The 16,594-nt window shown below is 34.1% G+C and carries 19 protein-coding genes and 1 tRNA gene; 10 read left to right on the top strand and 10 right to left on the bottom strand.

The window, feature by feature from the left end:
• Window positions 1-5 precede the first annotated feature (5 nt).
• Window positions 6-1,523 carry a glutamate--tRNA ligase gene (gene gltX / locus DDD_RS06705; protein ID WP_015362043.1) on the top strand — a complete coding sequence of 506 codons (1,518 nt, stop codon included), beginning with the start codon at window positions 6-8 and terminating at the stop codon, window positions 1,521-1,523.
• 155 nt (window positions 1,524-1,678) lie between these two features.
• Here the strand turns inward: gltX and DDD_RS06700 are convergent, their stop codons facing one another.
• On the bottom strand, window positions 1,679-2,422 hold the full coding sequence (locus tag DDD_RS06700; protein ID WP_015362042.1) for a hypothetical protein: 744 nt from the start codon (window positions 2,420-2,422) through the stop codon (window positions 1,679-1,681).
• Window positions 2,423-2,519: 97 nt separating this feature from the next.
• Between DDD_RS06700 and DDD_RS06695 the strand changes: the two genes are divergently transcribed.
• Complete coding sequence (locus DDD_RS06695) at window positions 2,520-3,518, top strand: SPFH domain-containing protein (protein ID WP_015362041.1); 999 nt, start codon at window positions 2,520-2,522, stop codon at window positions 3,516-3,518.
• 79 nt (window positions 3,519-3,597) lie between these two features.
• Here DDD_RS06695 and DDD_RS06690 read toward each other — a convergent pair whose 3' ends face one another.
• The 4 genes from DDD_RS06690 to DDD_RS06675 form a co-directional block, all read right to left on the bottom strand.
• On the bottom strand, window positions 3,598-3,810 hold the full coding sequence (locus DDD_RS06690; RefSeq protein ID WP_015362040.1) for a DUF6327 family protein: 213 nt from the start codon (window positions 3,808-3,810) through the stop codon (window positions 3,598-3,600).
• Complete coding sequence (locus tag DDD_RS06685) at window positions 3,794-4,180, bottom strand: phage holin family protein (RefSeq protein WP_015362039.1); 387 nt, start codon at window positions 4,178-4,180, stop codon at window positions 3,794-3,796. The genes DDD_RS06690 and DDD_RS06685 overlap by 17 nt, the downstream gene beginning before the upstream one ends.
• Window positions 4,181-4,189: 9 nt before the next feature.
• The gene (locus DDD_RS06680; RefSeq protein ID WP_015362038.1) at window positions 4,190-4,600 is read right to left on the bottom strand and encodes a YtxH domain-containing protein; all 411 of its coding nucleotides are present in this window, start codon (window positions 4,598-4,600) and stop codon (window positions 4,190-4,192) included.
• A gap of 263 nt (window positions 4,601-4,863) precedes the next feature.
• Window positions 4,864-6,543 (bottom strand): glutamine--tRNA ligase/YqeY domain fusion protein, encoded by a 1,680-nt coding sequence (locus tag DDD_RS06675; RefSeq protein ID WP_015362037.1) that lies wholly within the window; start codon window positions 6,541-6,543, stop codon window positions 4,864-4,866.
• Window positions 6,544-6,617: 74 nt separating this feature from the next.
• Here DDD_RS06675 and folB point away from each other — a divergent pair, with 74 nt between their 5' ends.
• Both folB and DDD_RS06665 read left to right on the top strand, forming a co-directional pair.
• Window positions 6,618-6,977: a dihydroneopterin aldolase gene (gene folB, locus DDD_RS06670; RefSeq protein ID WP_015362036.1), complete on the top strand. Its 360-nt coding sequence runs from the start codon at window positions 6,618-6,620 to the stop codon at window positions 6,975-6,977.
• A 67-nt stretch (window positions 6,978-7,044) separates the two neighbouring features.
• Window positions 7,045-7,115: transfer RNA gene (locus DDD_RS06665), tRNA-Cys, on the top strand.
• Window positions 7,116-7,201: 86 nt separating this feature from the next.
• Here the strand turns inward: DDD_RS06665 and DDD_RS06660 are convergent.
• The 5 genes from DDD_RS06660 to rnr form a co-directional block, all read right to left on the bottom strand.
• Window positions 7,202-7,972: a LysE family translocator gene (locus DDD_RS06660; protein WP_015362035.1), complete on the bottom strand. Its 771-nt coding sequence runs from the start codon at window positions 7,970-7,972 to the stop codon at window positions 7,202-7,204.
• Window positions 7,973-8,097: 125 nt separating this feature from the next.
• Complete coding sequence (locus tag DDD_RS06655) at window positions 8,098-8,772, bottom strand: head GIN domain-containing protein (RefSeq protein WP_015362034.1); 675 nt, start codon at window positions 8,770-8,772, stop codon at window positions 8,098-8,100.
• A gap of 455 nt (window positions 8,773-9,227) precedes the next feature.
• Window positions 9,228-9,701 (bottom strand): DUF6265 family protein, encoded by a 474-nt coding sequence (locus DDD_RS06650; protein ID WP_146250771.1) that lies wholly within the window; start codon window positions 9,699-9,701, stop codon window positions 9,228-9,230.
• Window position 9,702: 1 nt separating this feature from the next.
• Window positions 9,703-9,870: a hypothetical protein gene (locus tag DDD_RS18105; RefSeq protein ID WP_169316446.1), complete on the bottom strand. Its 168-nt coding sequence runs from the start codon at window positions 9,868-9,870 to the stop codon at window positions 9,703-9,705.
• Between the two features lie 72 nt (window positions 9,871-9,942).
• Window positions 9,943-12,141 carry a ribonuclease R gene (gene rnr / locus DDD_RS06645; protein WP_015362032.1) on the bottom strand — a complete coding sequence of 733 codons (2,199 nt, stop codon included), beginning with the start codon at window positions 12,139-12,141 and terminating at the stop codon, window positions 9,943-9,945.
• A gap of 156 nt (window positions 12,142-12,297) precedes the next feature.
• Here rnr and DDD_RS17955 point away from each other — a divergent pair, with 156 nt between their 5' ends.
• From DDD_RS17955 to DDD_RS06620, 6 genes are all read left to right on the top strand, one after another.
• Window positions 12,298-12,462 (top strand): hypothetical protein, encoded by a 165-nt coding sequence (locus DDD_RS17955; RefSeq protein ID WP_015362031.1) that lies wholly within the window; start codon window positions 12,298-12,300, stop codon window positions 12,460-12,462.
• Window positions 12,463-13,303: 841 nt separating this feature from the next.
• A complete protein-coding gene (gene rpiB / locus DDD_RS06640; RefSeq protein WP_015362030.1) occupies window positions 13,304-13,735 on the top strand; it encodes a ribose 5-phosphate isomerase B in 432 nt (143 codons plus the stop codon).
• 159 nt (window positions 13,736-13,894) lie between these two features.
• Complete coding sequence (locus tag DDD_RS06635) at window positions 13,895-14,170, top strand: hypothetical protein (RefSeq protein ID WP_015362029.1); 276 nt, start codon at window positions 13,895-13,897, stop codon at window positions 14,168-14,170.
• Window positions 14,171-14,374: 204 nt separating this feature from the next.
• Window positions 14,375-14,635, top strand: a complete 261-nt coding sequence (locus tag DDD_RS06630) for a hypothetical protein (RefSeq protein WP_015362028.1) — start codon at window positions 14,375-14,377, stop codon at window positions 14,633-14,635.
• Entirely contained in the window at window positions 14,636-15,079 is a 444-nt protein-coding gene (locus tag DDD_RS06625; protein WP_015362027.1) for a GNAT family N-acetyltransferase, read from the top strand.
• Window positions 15,080-15,207: 128 nt separating this feature from the next.
• Window positions 15,208-16,593, top strand: coding sequence for an alpha-amylase family glycosyl hydrolase (locus DDD_RS06620; protein WP_015362026.1), 1,386 nt, complete (start codon window positions 15,208-15,210; stop codon window positions 16,591-16,593).
• Window position 16,594: the final 1 nt, after the last annotated feature.

Genomic DNA, 16,594 nt, shown 5'->3' with positions numbered 1-16,594 from the left:
AAGAAATGAGTACAGATGTACGTGTAAGATTTGCTCCTAGTCCTACGGGACCACTTCATATAGGTGGTGTAAGAACAGCACTTTTCAACTATTTATTTGCCAAAAAACACAACGGAACTTTTATTCTACGCATAGAAGATACCGATCAAAATAGGTATGTAGAAGGTGCAGAAGATTATATAGTAGAAGCATTAAACTGGTGCAACATTCCTTATGATGAAGGACCTGGAAAAGAAGGAACTTGCGGGCCATACCGTCAAAGCGAGCGCAAAGAGATATACCGCGCATTTGCAGAAGAATTGATCGAAAAAGATGCAGCCTACTACGCATTTGACACTGCAGAAGAACTGGCACAAGCCCGCGCAACTGCTGAAACAAACAAAGAAACTTTTATTTACAATCATAATAATAGGCTCAACTTTACCAACTCGTTGACGTTTTCTAAAGAAGAAGTTCAGGAAAGAATCGATCGTGGAGATGATTATACAGTACGTTTTAAACCAGAATTGAAGACGTTACACATGTATGATGAAATCCGTAAAGGGATTGAAATCGATACCAGTCTTCTAGATGATAAAGTGCTTTTTAAAAGTGATGGAATGCCTACTTACCACCTTGCAAACGTGGTAGATGATCATGAAATGAAAATTTCTCATGTGATACGTGGTGAAGAATGGTTGCCTAGTATGGCATTACACGTTTTGTTGTATGAAAGCTTCGGTTGGGAACGTCCTAAATTTGCACACTTACCGCTGATTTTAAAACCTACTGGTAAAGGAAAATTGAGTAAACGCGATGGTGATAAAATGGGCTTTTCAGTATTTCCGCTAGAGTGGAAAGATCCTAAAAGTGGTGAAATATCTACTGGTTTTAGGGAAGATGGTTTTTTACCTGAAGCTATGGTAAATATCCTTGCTTTCTTGGGCTGGAATCCAGGAACAGAACAAGAAATCTTTAGTCTAGATGAGTTGGTTCAAGCATTTAGCTTAGATAAAGTGAATAGTTCTGGTGCTAAATATGATCCAGAAAAGGCAAAATGGTTCCAGCAGCAATGGTATGTAAAACAAGATGATGCTGTTATAGGTGCCGCTTTCGCGAAAGCGTTACAAGAAAAAAACATCTTATACGGTTCACAGGAATATGTAAACATGGTCGCTGGACTTGTAAAAGAACGTGCTGTTTTTACAGAAGATCTTTTTGAATTGGCTGGATTCTTTTTCACCGCTCCAGATTCTTATGATGAGAAAAATGCTAAAAAATCATGGAAAGAAGATACTAACAAAACCATGTCTAAAGTGATTGAAGTAATTAAAAATACCGATGATGATAGCGCTGCCGGCTTGAGTACTGCTGTAAAAGGATGGATTACCTCTCAAGAAATAGGTTTTGGAAAAGTAATGATGCCTTTAAGACTTGCCTTAGTAGGCAGTCTTATGGGTCCAGATGTTTTTGAAATTGCTTCTATGGTAGGTAAAGAAGAAACAGTAAAGCGTATTGAAACCGCGATGGAAAAGTTGGGATAACCTAAAAATAAATTTTACTATTAAGCCTGTTAGAAATAATATCTAACAGGCTTTTTTGTGTAACTAGGGAAGTGATAATTTTAAATAAGAGATCTCAGATAAATTTAAAATACTATTATCTATGGTTTTATAATAAGGAACTAAATTTTCTGAGATTAGAAATAAAACCTCGCTCCTACACTTATAAAACTAAAGTTTCCATCAATATCTTGATCTGCTGCATTTGTACCTGTCAAAGCATCAACAAATGAATAATGGTAATGAGCGGTAACTCTAAAGTTTCTCACACCACCAGAGAAACCTACCACACCATTAAGATTTACTGGCATGGTGTTTTGAAACTCTTTCAATTGAATGGGATTTAATCCACCGGTAAAAGATTCTTCATAGCGGTCTTCATTATCGATCTTCAATTCTCCATTGAGCTGTAATGCTGGTCCAGCCTCTATAGAGAAATAATCTTTCTGGGCAATTTTCCAGGCTAGTAAGAATTTAATCTCTACACCTAGCATACTCATATCTATTTGATCACCTGTGAAATTTTCATTTACTGAAAAATTATGATTGAAAATTCCTAAAGAATAAATCAAATCAAAATCATCTCTAAAATCACCTCGCGTTTCAAAATTTATAGAGAAGCCTGTTCCTTGAGTAACCTCAACATCATCACTAGAAATATTAAAAAATGTAGCGTCTACACCTAGTCCTAAACGGTTGTTGTAAGAAGTTTTGCGAGACGGTAGGCTATAATTTACAGATGATGTGGTTGTAATATCGTGATCTACCTCTTCAAAACTATTCTGGATGGCAGGAATAACATTTGATTCAGTGAGTTGATTTTGAGCGGTTGAAGTAAAATAAAGAGTAACTAGTAAAAAAGCAAAAAAGGTATATTTCATAATATTTGTAACAATATTCGTAAAAATAACACTAATATAGAGTAACTAGATTACATTTATATCGATCACTTTTTCTAATCATTAAAACTTAAATAATATGGGAGGCTTTGGGGTATTTCTAATTCCGATTTTATTAGTAATAGGCTTTTTCCTATTGCTGGGAACATTCTTTACTGTAAAACAACAAACCGCTGCGGTAGTAGAACGTTTCGGTAAATTTACCAGTATGCGACAATCTGGTCTACAACTTAAAATTCCAGTAATTGATAAAATTGCTGGTAGAATAAACTTGAAGATTCAGCAGCTGGATGTAATCGTTGAAACTAAAACAAAAGATGACGTGTTTGTGCGTCTTAAAATCTCTGTGCAATTTCAAGTACGTAGAGAAAAGGTATATGATGCGTTTTATAGATTGCAAAATCCGCATGATCAGATTACTGCTTACGTTTTTGATGTAGTACGTGCTGAAGTTCCAAAAATGAAGTTGGATTACGTTTTTGAAAAGAAAGACGATATCGCCATTGCTGTAAAGCGTGAATTAAACGAGGCGATGATGGATTACGGTTATGACATCATTAAAACACTTGTAACAGACATTGATCCAGATGTACAGGTAAAGGCTGCAATGAATAGAATTAACGCCGCAGAACGTGAAAAAACAGCAGCAGAATATGAAGCAGAAGCAGATCGTATCAAGATTGTTGCAAAAGCACGTGCAGAAGCAGAGTCTAAGCGATTACAAGGTCAAGGTATTGCAGACCAAAGGAGAGAAATTGCTCGTGGTCTTGAAGAAAGTGTAGATGTTCTTAACAACGTAGGTATTAATTCACAAGAAGCAAGTGCTTTAATTGTAGTAACACAGCACTATGATACATTACAATCTTTAGGTGAAGAAACTAACTCAAATCTTATACTATTACCTAATTCTCCACAAGCTGGTAGCGACATGCTTAACAACATGATAGCTAGTTTTACTGCAAGTGCTCAAATAGGAGAACAAATGAAAAAGACGGCAGCAAAGAAAGATGGAGAAACTAAAAGAGAACGTCCATCTAGAGATCGTGAATCAGGATATGGTGATAGCGACGATTTATAAGACTTGATTTAAACTATTTCCAATAAAAAAAATGCGATCATTTCTGATCGCATTTTTTGTTTTAATTCCTTCACTCAAGTTATTTTTTAAGTCCTATAAGTTTATTTACTACTTTAAGAACTACTGCTTTCTTTGCAATAGAACCTACGATATTAGATAATATAGAAACTGCAGATAAGCTTTCTTTCACTTCATTTACTTGAAGTTTCATCGTTTCTTGATGGACTTGTTGTTGTAATTTAAGATATCTTAAATCACGATCCATTTCGTCAAAACTATTGTAAACTCTCATACTTATCAATTTTTATATCTTCATTATCGTTGAAGAATTGAGCACTAGCTTTTCTTAGCAAGTTTTTCTCTAGAAACTTCTTCAAGAATAACGTTAAAACAAACATTAAAACTAAATAAACTCCACCTACTACAAGGTAACCTAAAGCAATACTATCTAATAATTCACCTAAATAAATGGCTAGGGATACGCTTAAAAACAACAAAGCAATAAGTAAGAAGAAACCCAAAATGAGTTTATAAGTTCCAGATACCACTCCTTTCATAACCTTTTTGAAAAGATCTAATTTGTGGTAACTAATCGACGACTCAATATAATCTTGAGTCGCCGTAGTAAATTCTCTAAAATTGTCGGTTATGTTGTTTCCCAAATCTAAGTTTTATGCGTTTACTTTTGCAGATGCTTTCTTAATCGCATTCTGTACCGTATTTGGCTTTTGTAACTTAGCATTTTGCTCACGCAATTGCTCTAATTTTGCTTCTAGTGCTACGATAGCATCATCTGCCTTATAACTTGCACTTGATAATGCAGTTTCAATGCGATCTCCTACAGTTCCTCTTAATTCAGTCGCTTTGGAAGATACAGTTGAAGTAAGCTGTGCAGCTTTATCAGAAACCTGTGCGTAAGTCTTACGAGCTTGTGCATCGATATCTTTTTGAGCTTTCTTTGCTTGTTTCTTTAATTTCTTTCTAGTTTTCTCTCCACTATCTGGAGCATAAAGCATTCCTGCGGCAACACCTATGGCTGCTCCTGCTACTAATGCTACTAATGTATTTGATGACTTTGACATGTATATAATTTTTTGTGTACCACAAAGTTAGAGCTAAAGTCATTTGAGTAAGGTTAATAGTGAGTTAAGCTTACAAACATTATTACTAAATCCTTATTAATTTCATCAATTATCTGTTAATAATAGTTAAAATCATATTTTAATGATAAAATTTTTGATAAAATGTACCTTTTAAAAATGATTACATCAACAAATTAACAGCTGTTAAAAGTCATTGTTAAGTATTCCGCTTTCGCGAAAGCGGAACACTTAGAATTATTATTTTACATATCAAGCTTTGCCCATGTATCTCGCAAAGTAACCGTGCGATTGAATACCATTTTCTCGTCTGTAGTATCTGGATCTACACAAAAATATCCCATACGTTGAAATTGAACCGTTTCTCCTACTTCAAGATTTTTCATCGCAGGCTCTGCCATGGCAGTGATGACATTTAAAGAATCTGGATTTATGAATTCCATGAAATCCTTTTCTTTATCAGTATCTGGAGAAGGAACTGTAAAAAGACGATCGTACAATCTTACTTCTACAGGTACCGCATGTGCAGCGCTTACCCAATGTAGGGTTCCTTTTACACGACGCATACTAGCCTCTGTACCACTACCACTCTTAGAATCTGGATCGTAAGTCGCATGAATTTCAGTTATTACACCATTCTCATCTTTGATACAGCCTTCACCTTTAATGATATAACCATTCTTAAGACGTACTTCTTTTCCATTCTTTAAACGGAAAAATTTCTTGTTTGCTTCTTCTCTATAATCTTCTCGTTCTATATATAATTCTCTTGAAAAAGGAACTTCTCTAAAACCTCTTGACTCATCTTCTTGACTATTTTCTGCCTGAAGCATTTCCACTTTATCTTCTGGATAATTAGTAATGACAAGCTTTACAGGATCTAGAACACACATGACACGATCTGCATTTTTGTTTAAATCATCTCGCAAGTGAAATTCTAGATGATTCATATCTACAAGATTATCACGTTTTGCAATACCTATAGAATCGGCAAAGTTTTTTATGGCATTTGCTGTATAACCGCGACGTCTTAAACCAGAAATAGTGGTCATACGAGGATCATCCCATCCATTAACGATTCCTGCTTCTACCAGTTTTTGAAGTTTACGCTTACTTGTTACCGTATGAGAAACGTTCCTGCGGGCAAATTCACGTTGCTTAGGACGTACTTTTTCAGCATCTACAACTTTATCAAGGAACCAATCGTAAAGTTCTCTATGAGGCTTAAATTCTAGCGTACAGAAGGAATGAGATATTTGTTCTAGGTAATCACTTTCTCCATGAGTCCAATCGTACATAGGATAAATCTTCCAGTCACTACCTGTTCTATGATGGTCACGATTTACCACACGATACATGATAGGATCGCGCATCAACATATTGTTAGACTGCATGTCTATTTTGGCACGAAGGATATGTTCACCTTCACCATATTCACCATTCTTCATTCCCTCAAAAAGGGCTAGGTTTTCTTCTACACTTCTATTGCGATACGGTCCATCTACTCCAGGTTCTGTCGGTGTACCTTTTTGAGCAGCCATTTCTTCACTAGATTGTGAATCTACATAAGCTTTACCGTCTTTAATCATTTGAATCGCCCAATCATACAATTCTTGAAAATAATCTGAGGCAAAACATAGATTATCCCATTCATAACCCAGCCATTTTACGTCTTCTTGAATCGCCTTTACATACTTTGCCTCTTCCTTTGCTGGGTTAGTATCATCAAAACGTAGATTAACCGGTTGATTGTACTTTTCTCCAAGACCAAAATTGAGGCATATAGCACTAGCGTGCCCGATATGTAGAAATCCATTAGGTTCTGGTGGAAAACGGAATCTTAATTTATCCTTAGAAAGACCATTTGCTAAATCATCTTCTATGATATCTTCTATAAAATTATTAGGTCGTGTTTCTTCGCTCATCGTTACTACTCATTTTAAGAGTACAAATTTAATCTTTATTTTACTGCTAGCGCAGTACGTCCTATCTTTGTTCTATGCATAAAATAAGATTAGAAAACGTAAGAGTTTATACCAACCATGGTTGTCTACACGAAGAAGAATTAATAGGTAGTGAATACCGAGTAGATCTAGAAGTAAGGGCCGATCTTTCTAGAAGTGCTATAAGTGATGATCTTAAGGATACTGTAGATTATGTTTCTTTAAATAAAATCATAGTAGAAGAAATGGCTGTGCGGTCTAAACTTCTTGAACAAGTCGCTCAACGTATTTTGAATCGTATATTTAAAGAAGAATCTCTCGTACAATATGCTGAAGTTAAAGTTGCAAAGATTAATCCTCCTATAGGTGGTGATGTTCAAAGTGTGGTTATTATTATGAATGAGGAAAGAAAATAAGATCGTTATTTTCTTAAGATCAAAATAGGAATCGAGTAATTTATTGTTATTTTTGCCATCCACTTATGGTACCATGGCCGAGCGGCTAGGCATGGGTCTGCAAAACCTAGTACAGCGGTTCGAATCCGCTTGGTACCTCTTAAATCCTCGATCTTAATTGATTGGGGATTTTTTGTTTAAAAAATGGAGCTTAGAATTAGCTGCTGGTAATAAATAACTGTGGATTATGGTAATTTCTCTTCATCCATCTTAGGCTGCACCTTTTCCTTAAATTCTTCCATTCCTTCAAGCTCTGGATCTACAGGACGTACTTCTTCTGTTTCCGGCATTAAATGAAATTGATTCTCTATTTCTTCTGTTGCGCTAGGAAAGGCTCCTTTAAAAATTAAAACAGCACCACAAATAAACATAATAATAGCTATCAATCTTTTGAGCCAGTAAATTCTCAATGGCGTCAGGTATCTGTTCAAGCTTTTGGCAAGAATAATTTTACCTATATCTACTATAAAGTATGTGATCAATACGGTAGAGAAAAAGACAGTAATGCGCTCACCATCATTATCTAACTGCGGGCTAAAAACTACAATAAGTCCCAGCCAAAAGCCCAATACTCCTATATTAATAAAATTGAGCAGGAATCCTTTTATGAATAATGTAAGATAATTGTTCTTTTTAACCACAAGAACGTTTGTGTCTACCTCTTTTAAAAACGTTTTTTTAGTTTTTACAAAAGAAACGATTCCATAAATACACAAAATACTACCTCCAAAAATGAATAAGCTAGGATCATCCTTTAACTTATCCAGAATACTTGACGTCATGAAATAGGCAGCAAGCAAGAATAAGATATCGGCAATTATAACGCCTATGTCTAAAGCTATTGCCGCTCTAAAACCTTTAATCGCACTAGTTTCTAATAAAGCAAAAAATACAGGACCTATTAGAAATGCCATAACAAGACCTAATGGTAAGGCTTTTAAAATATCTTCAAGCATTCAAAAATTGATTATGCTCAAAGGTAGGAAAAGACGATAGGTTTACAAATAGAGAATTTGTTTTGTTGTGGTCTCGCTTTCGCGAAAGCGGAATCCTTAAAAAACTGTCTGTAAAATAAAATGGATTAATCCATAATTTTTATCCTACCGCCAAATAAAGTTTTCTTATCAACCTTAGTAGGATTACCATACACGATGACATCTCCACCTGCTCTAACGTTGACGTCTACTGTTTGAGTAGCATATACTTCCACTTCTCCACCAGCTTGTACTTTTACCTTAGTATAATCTGACTTTAATTTTGCATTTTCAATAATACCGCCAGTATTTACAACAACTATTTGGTCTTCTACCTGACCAGTTAAGTTAATAATACCACCAGTAACCGCTCTTAGATCTAAATTTTTAACAGTAAGACCAGCTTTAACAGTAGCGCCTTCTTGCACCTTAATTTCTAATCTATTTTGCTCGATCAGTTCGTTAGAAAGGATTATAGATCCTTCATTTGCATCTATCGTTTTTAATTCTTTATAATAAACATGTACAAAAGTCTCCGTACCATCAAAAATCTTATCAGTTTTCATTCTGATTTTTAAAATGTTATTCTTTTGAACATATTCCACAAACTCAGCATCTTCTCCAGAAATAATGATTTTATTCTCGGTAGATTTTACCAGATTTACGGTAACTAAATCAAAAGTTTTTACAGTATCAAAATCAGATACTACTGTTTCAATAGGATTTTGAGAAAAACTTGAGATAGATATGAACAGTACTACAAGGGTAAATAGATATTTCATGATTTAATTTTTTTAAAAGACAATCGTTTTATGAATATGTTACAGTTAAGGTTAAAATAACTCGTTAAATGAAAAAGCGGTAATTATTACTAAATACCGCTTTTTACTAACCAACCAAAAAACTTTATGAAAATTACTCTTAATAACCTTCATACATATATATCCAAAACTCGTGCCAATAATGTTTTTAAAACTCTTAATTAAAAAAATCCCAAACATCAAAAGATGATTTGGGATTTCATACTAACCAACCAAAAAAACTATGATAAACTGTATCTATATCTTAAAAGAAAGATAATCATCAATACAATTATCAAGAATATTTGATCTAGAGTTTCTCAGGCTCTAGTGTACAAATATCTCACTATTGTTTGTATTAGTAAAAAAATGTTTCCTAATGAAATATTATAATCGATCATGTGATTAAATGATCGGTGAAACACGTCAAAATAGTACTATAATCGAATAAAATGAAAACCTATTGCCGTACTATCCTTGGAAACACTTGCTTTTAAAGTGTCATTCTCAAGTGAATAACGTATATGAGTAGGAAATTCATTTTGAAGGTTTACAGCGGTAAAACTATCCTCTGTAAATTCTTCTATTTTAAAAACTGTAGGATTTTCATTGACACCAGTTACTACTAGATTCCAATGTTTATCTTCAAATAATATCTGTAAATCTTCTTTAAAAACGGTATCCTTTTCTTGAAGTGTAAAACCTATTCCTGAATAAGCTAAATAGTCTTGATTAACATCTTGCTCCCAGTATTCATAAGTTTTCAATCCTTCTTTATCGTTAACACGCTGCCAGTTTCCTTCTAACCAATGAAATTGAGTCAATACAACGGTATCATTTTCAACAGGTTGTTTTTCCATCTTGCAGGATATGAATGAAACTATAACAACAATGTAAATAAGCTTTTTCATATCAATGTCTTTTGCCTTTCCAGGTGCCACCATATTTATAATTGGGTAGAGACTGATGTTTTTCAGTACAAGATTTACAACAGAAAATCCATTTCTTTCCTGCTGTAATTTGTACTCTATACATTACAGTATCTTCCTTATTACAAGTAGCACAAATTTTGGTTTTCATGAAAGCTCCCGCGCAGGCGGAAGTCTCTTCAAAACTAACACCTAAATTAAATTTATTACCTAATTAATAATGTTATCTCTCCACCTCTTCCCTACTTCCTATCATCCAGAAATCTAGGTGTTTCTTAACAAGGTCTGCATTTTTTACTTTTACATAAACTTCATCACCTAGTGTATAAGTGTTTTTAGTCTTACGACCTACAACAGCAAACTCTTCTTCTACGTATTCATAACTATCGTCATCAAGATCACCTAGTCGTATCATCCCTTCACACTTGTTAGAAATGATCTCTACATAAATACCCCAATCAGTAACTCCAGAAATTACTCCAAGGAATTCCTCATCGGCATGGTCTTTCATGTATTTCACCTGCATGTATTTGATGGAATCACGCTCTGCTTTAGAAGCAAGAATTTCCATTTCAGAAGAATGCTCGCATTTTTCTTCATATAAATCTTCGCTAGCTGTTTTACCACCATCTAAATAATGCTGTAATAAACGGTGCACCATAACATCTGGATAACGACGTATAGGACTAGTAAAATGAGAATAGTAATCAAAGGCCAGACCGTAATGACCTATATTATTAGTAGAATAAACTGCTTTAGACATGGTACGTATGGCAAGAGTATCTACCATATTTTGTTCTTTAGCACCTTTTACATCGCTCAATAATTTGTTTAATGATTTAGTTACCGTTTTACGATCTCTCAAATCCAAACTATGACCAAATTTCACTACAATATTCTTTAAAGCTCCTAATTTCTCATCATTAGGCTCATCGTGAATACGGTATATAAATGTTTTCTTAGGTTGTTTTTTTCCTATAAATGCTGCTACTTTCCTATTAGCTAGTAACATGAATTCTTCAATGAGTTTATTAGCATCTTTAGAAGTTTTAAAATAGACTCCTACAGGTTCTGCAGCATCATTAAGATTGAACTTTACCTCTGTTTTATCAAAACTCAACGCTCCAGAATCCATACGTTTCTCACGCATTTTTTTTGCAAGTTCGTCTAGTTTTAACGTGGCTTCTACAATCTCAGCTTTTATGGAAGTTTGCTTTCGCGAAAGCGAGATCTCAACAGGAATTTCTCCTTTTCCAGTTTCTATAATATGTTGCGCCTCTTCATAAGCAAATCGCTGATCTGAATGAATCACAGTACGTCCGAACCATTCTTTATGAATCTTACAATCATTATCCATCTCAAAAACAGCAGAGAAACATAACTTATCCTCATGCGGATTTAAGGAACAAACGCCGTTAGAAAGTACTTCAGGCAACATAGGTACTACACGATCTACCAGGTATACTGATGTTGCGCGTTCATAAGCTTCATCATCTAGAACAGTTCCTTCTTTTACATAATGAGAAACATCTGCAATGTGAATACCTATTTCATAATTTCCATTTTCTAAAGTTTTAAATGATAATGCATCATCAAAGTCCTTAGCATCTGCCGGATCAATGGTATAAGTTAGAGTATTGCGCATATCGCGACGCTTTTCTATTTCTTTACCAGAGATAGATTTGTCTAATTTTTCAGTATATTCTTCAACCTCTGCAGGGAATTCATAAGGAAGACCGTATTGTGCAAGAATTGCATGTATTTCTGTATCATGTTCTCCAGGTTCTCCTAGAATGTCTTTTACTCTACCGTTAGGTGAATCTTGTTTATCATTCCATTCTACAAATTCTACGAGGACGACTTGTCCATCCTTGGCTCCATTAATTTCACGACCTGGAATAAAAAAGTCTGTAGATATTTTAGGATCTGTAACGTTTACAAATGCAAATTTTTCATGAACTTGTATTTCTCCTACAAATTCTGTTTTCTTACGTTTGATAACTCTAGTAATCTCACCTTCTGGTTGCTGTCCTCTTTTTCTATGGTACACATAGACTTCTACTTCATCACCATTAAGCGCTTGACCTAAAGAACGTTTAGGAATCATGATATCTTCTTCAAGTTCTTCCGTTATCACATAACCAGTACCTCGAGTACTCACATCTATTCTACCGGTATAGTAATCTATGGCTTTAATTATTTTAAATTTTCCACGATCTACTTCTTCAATCTTTCCTTTAGATTTAAGCTGGTGTAATTTCTTTATTACCTGGTTGCGGCCACTGGAATCTGTAATCCCTAGACTTGCACAGATTTGTTTATAATTAAATGATTTGTTAGGATCTTGTTTAATCGCATTAAGCACAGACTGGCTTAAATTTGGAAACTTCGTCTTTGAGTTTCTATTTTTCTTTTTCTTCATATTGTGTACAAAGTTAACCTTTTAGGATGGGTAAGAATTTAAATGTTTTCTAAAAGCACCATGATAACCATTTAGTTAACTCTACTTAACATTTAATTAAGAAAATAGTGTAACTTTGTACAACTATTTGCGTTATATAATAGTTAATAGTTATACATGAAAATCAAAAAGCCTTTGTTATCGACTTATATATTTGCTGGAATCCTTCTAGCAGGTATCGTTGTGCTTTACATTTTAACCTCTGCGGCTTTAAATCCTACCAGCGCTACTACCAATAATAGTACATACACTGAGATTTTACACCTAGATCAAAACGTCTAAATTTTACTATTACGTTTTTTAAGCTATAGAAAAATCCCTTCTTTTTAAGTCTACTTAAGATTTTTATATACTAGATATTCTGGATCATTCAATTATGTCTAATTTTTATTTCACTACAGCTTAACATTCAAATTACGATTCAGTTTTTAATATTTACTGTTATCAACATATATAAACAATATCATTTTTTCTTTTTTAAAATTTAAATAAAATTGATGATGATGATGTAGTGTGAATAGCGGTATAACTTTACTGCAAATAATTAGGTTTATGATAAGTTCTAAACTTATGCTCAGTTATACACATGTTGTCTAAACGTTAACTAATTGTAAAGTAAAATAATAAGCAATAAACTATATGGTTATTGACATTTGTTAACAAGCTTTATTCACATCTAATTGTAGACAAAATACAGCTATTTTTAATGTGTATTTCTATGCATTTATGTCTTAAAACTAGCTGGAAAATTCACGACTTATATTTAGGTTTTCTCGATATAAAATCTCTATGGAATTTTTAATTTGATTTTCCTAATACCATCTTTCCATTTCTATCAACAGGTTATTTATGGCTTATACTACATAAAAAAAAGTCGTTGTTAATAACCATAATTCTATAGTTTTTTGAAGCCTCAATTACTGGCATTCATAAATGAAAATTCTCTTATTTCAATATATAAAAAACTGATTTACATTTATTTGAATTAAAATGAATTGATGTTATCCACAGTTATATGAGGTTATTAACAATGAATTTAACGCCCCAACATTGTTAATGAAACTATTTGAATTTAATCCTAATACTTACATTATAAAATTACTTTTGTAAAAACACACCTCTTATGAAAATCTCTATAGGAAATGATCACGCTGGACCAGATTATAAACAAGCAGTGGTTAAAATGCTTGAAGAAAAAGGTCATGACATTACTAACCACGGTACCGATACTTTTGATAGTGTAGATTACCCAGATTTTGCACACAAAGTTGCTCAAGATATTCAAGAAAACCGCTCAGAAATAGGGATAGTTATTTGTGGTAGTGCACAAGGTGTTTCCATGACGGTTAATAAGTATCAAAATGTGCGCGGCGCTGTGTGCTGGATCAAAGAAATTGCTGGCCTTGCTAGAGAACATAATAATGCCAATGTGATTTGTATTCCAGCACGATTTACTTCTATTCCACAGGCGGTAGCTATGGTTGAAGTGTTTTTAGAAACTGAATTTGCCGGTGGACGTCACGCAAATCGTGTGAATAAGATAGCTTGTTCGTAAGTAAAATTCCTGCGCAGGCAGGAATCTGGTGGTTTGATAATTAATAAATGAATTTTTCCGCTTTCGCGAAAGCATAAAATTACAAACTATAAATACCTTCATTTTATTTGTAGAACATAATTCTTGTATCTTGACTCTTTCATCTTGATTCTTAAAAATATGAATCTCAACAAACGGCAACAGTATTTAGATCTTGGCAATCAGCTGGCAAATAAACATTTGCACCTTAATTTTGATAACCATTGTTACTGGCGCATCGCTTTAGATAATACCTTGTTTGCTCCGTGGAAAAGTGTAGTTCCAGCTCCTGCTTACAGAAATATTACCGAAGACCAGCTCGATTATGTCATTCATTTATTAAAGAGTTATCTCGATGATGAGCAGCTCTTATTGGAACACAATAGGATTTCTTTAGCTTATAGAGGTAAGAAATGATAGTATTTTTGGACTGAGAAATTATAACAAGTCATTTTTGTAAATACAGAAATCAGTAATTAATAAAAAGTAGGCGATGGATTCCTAGAGATTCCTACCTGCCATTTTTCATTAATTAAGAATAAAGAAAAAAAGATCTCCGCCTACGCGGAACAAAGATTTGTGATTAACGATAAAAAGATATCCAGTCAAGCTGGGCATTTTATGAGAAAAGAAGCAACTATTATTATACACCAGTTAAGAACCGCTGTTCATCCACATAAAAAATTGATGGAGATATGGCGTGATCTGGAAGAATTTGACGATCACGATAAAGAAGAAACTCTCGATGATCTCGATGCGAGACGTCAAGAATTTATGGCAAACGGTGATGAAGAATTTGGTAATATGCTAGAGAAGATTATTACTGATATACGCATAGGAGTAAAGCCACCACAACCTAAAAATGTTCCTAAACAGTTTTAAATGAAAACAGTAATTAAATCATTTAATGAATTTAGTATTGAAGAACTTTATGCGGTTTTAAGACTCAGATCTGAGGTTTTTGTTGTGGAACAGGATTGCGTTTATCAAGATATCGATGATAAAGATCAAAAAGCGATTCATATTTTAGGTTATGAAAAGGAACATATTGCTGCTTACACGCGCATTTTTAAACCTGGTGATTACTTTGAGCAAGCGAGCATCGGTAGAGTAGTGGTAAGTCCTTCACAAAGAGGTAAATCTTTTGGTAAAGACATTATGCTTGCTAGTCTCGCTTATGCGAAAGCGGAAAATTTTCCATCTGTAAAAATATCTGCACAGTGCTATCTCGATAAATTCTATACCGATTTGGGATTTATTTCTACCGGTGAAAAATATCTTGAAGATGGAATTCCACATCAAGCGATGGTTCTTGTTATAAAATGATAATTAATTATTGGTGTTCCGCTTTCGCGAAAGCGAAACTTAAAACAACTTATTTCAAAATTCTAACTAATAACAATTACTCTCAGAATCTCGTATTTTAGTGTTAAAAATTAGATTTAATTAAGATCATGAAATACCTATCAAGATTTTTGCTGTTATATACGTTTTTGTTATTTGTTTCTTGCAATCAGGATGATGAAAGTCCCAATGGAAATGAGACAGAACCAGTAGGAGTAACAGAACCAGAAGGTTACCAACAATATGGAGTACCATTTAATGATATCCCAGCAAATGAGGATATCGTCATGTATGAGGTTAATTTGAGAGCGTTTAGTAACGGTGGTGACTTACAAGGCGTGATTAATAAACTGGATCATATTGAAAGTCTAGGTGTGAATGTGATTTGGTTAATGCCTATTTACCCACAAGGCCAGCTGAGAAGTGTAGGTTCTCCTTATTCTGTGCGAGATTATAAAGCGGTAAGTACAGAATATGGAGATCTAGAAGACTTAAGAAGGTTAACGACACTAGCCCATCAACGTGAAATAGCTGTAATACTGGATTGGGTCGCAAATCATACTTCATGGGATAATGAGTGGATTAGAAATAATAGTGACTGGTACACAAAAGATGCTAATGGTATTATTATTCATCCTGCTGGAACGAACTGGCAGGACGTTGCAGATCTTAATTATGAGAATGAAGATATGCGGGATGCTATGATCGATGCGATGAAATACTGGATTTATGAGGCAAATATTGACGGTTTTAGATGCGATTATGCAGACGGCGTTCCTGCAGATTTTTGGTCGCAGGCATGGCAAGAAGTACGCAGTATTCCTAATCGTGACCTGATCCTTTTTGCAGAAGGCGATAGAAGTGATCATTTTGATGCTGGATTTGACTTGAGTTTTGGTTGGGACTTTTATAGCGGTTTAAAAAATGTCTATAGTGGACAACCTGCTAGTAATTTAATTCAGGTTGCAACAATTGAATATACTTCTGTTCCTACTGGTAAAGAGGTAGTTAGATTTACAACTAACCATGATGAATCTGCTTGGGATGCTACTACGGTGAGTATTTTTGGAGGTATAGATGGAGCTTTATCTGCTCAAGCAGTTACTGTTTTTATGGGTGGCGTTCCTTTAATTTACGGTAGTCAGGAAGTAGGCCAATTATCTACAGTTCCATTTTTTTCTAATTCGTCCATCGATTGGAACCAAAATCCAACCATGTTAGAAAGTTATAAAAAAATGATGACTTTTTATTCTAATTCTCCAACTGCTAGAAAAGGAACAAATACAGTTTATAATGATATTGATGTAATCATGTTTAAAAAATCATTGAACGGAGATGAGGTAATCCTAATTGCTAATACTAGAAACAGTTCTAGAACTATTACTATCCCAGCTGCTTTAGATAATACTACCTGGACTGATATTATGACAAATACTTCTATTACATTTAATGGACAGCTGGTATTGCGACCTTTTGAGTTTTATATACTAGATTAAA

Source organism: Nonlabens dokdonensis DSW-6 (assembly GCF_000332115.1).
GTDB lineage: Bacteria > Bacteroidota > Bacteroidia > Flavobacteriales > Flavobacteriaceae > Nonlabens > Nonlabens dokdonensis.
This window is presented reverse-complemented; position numbering and strand designations above follow the sequence as displayed.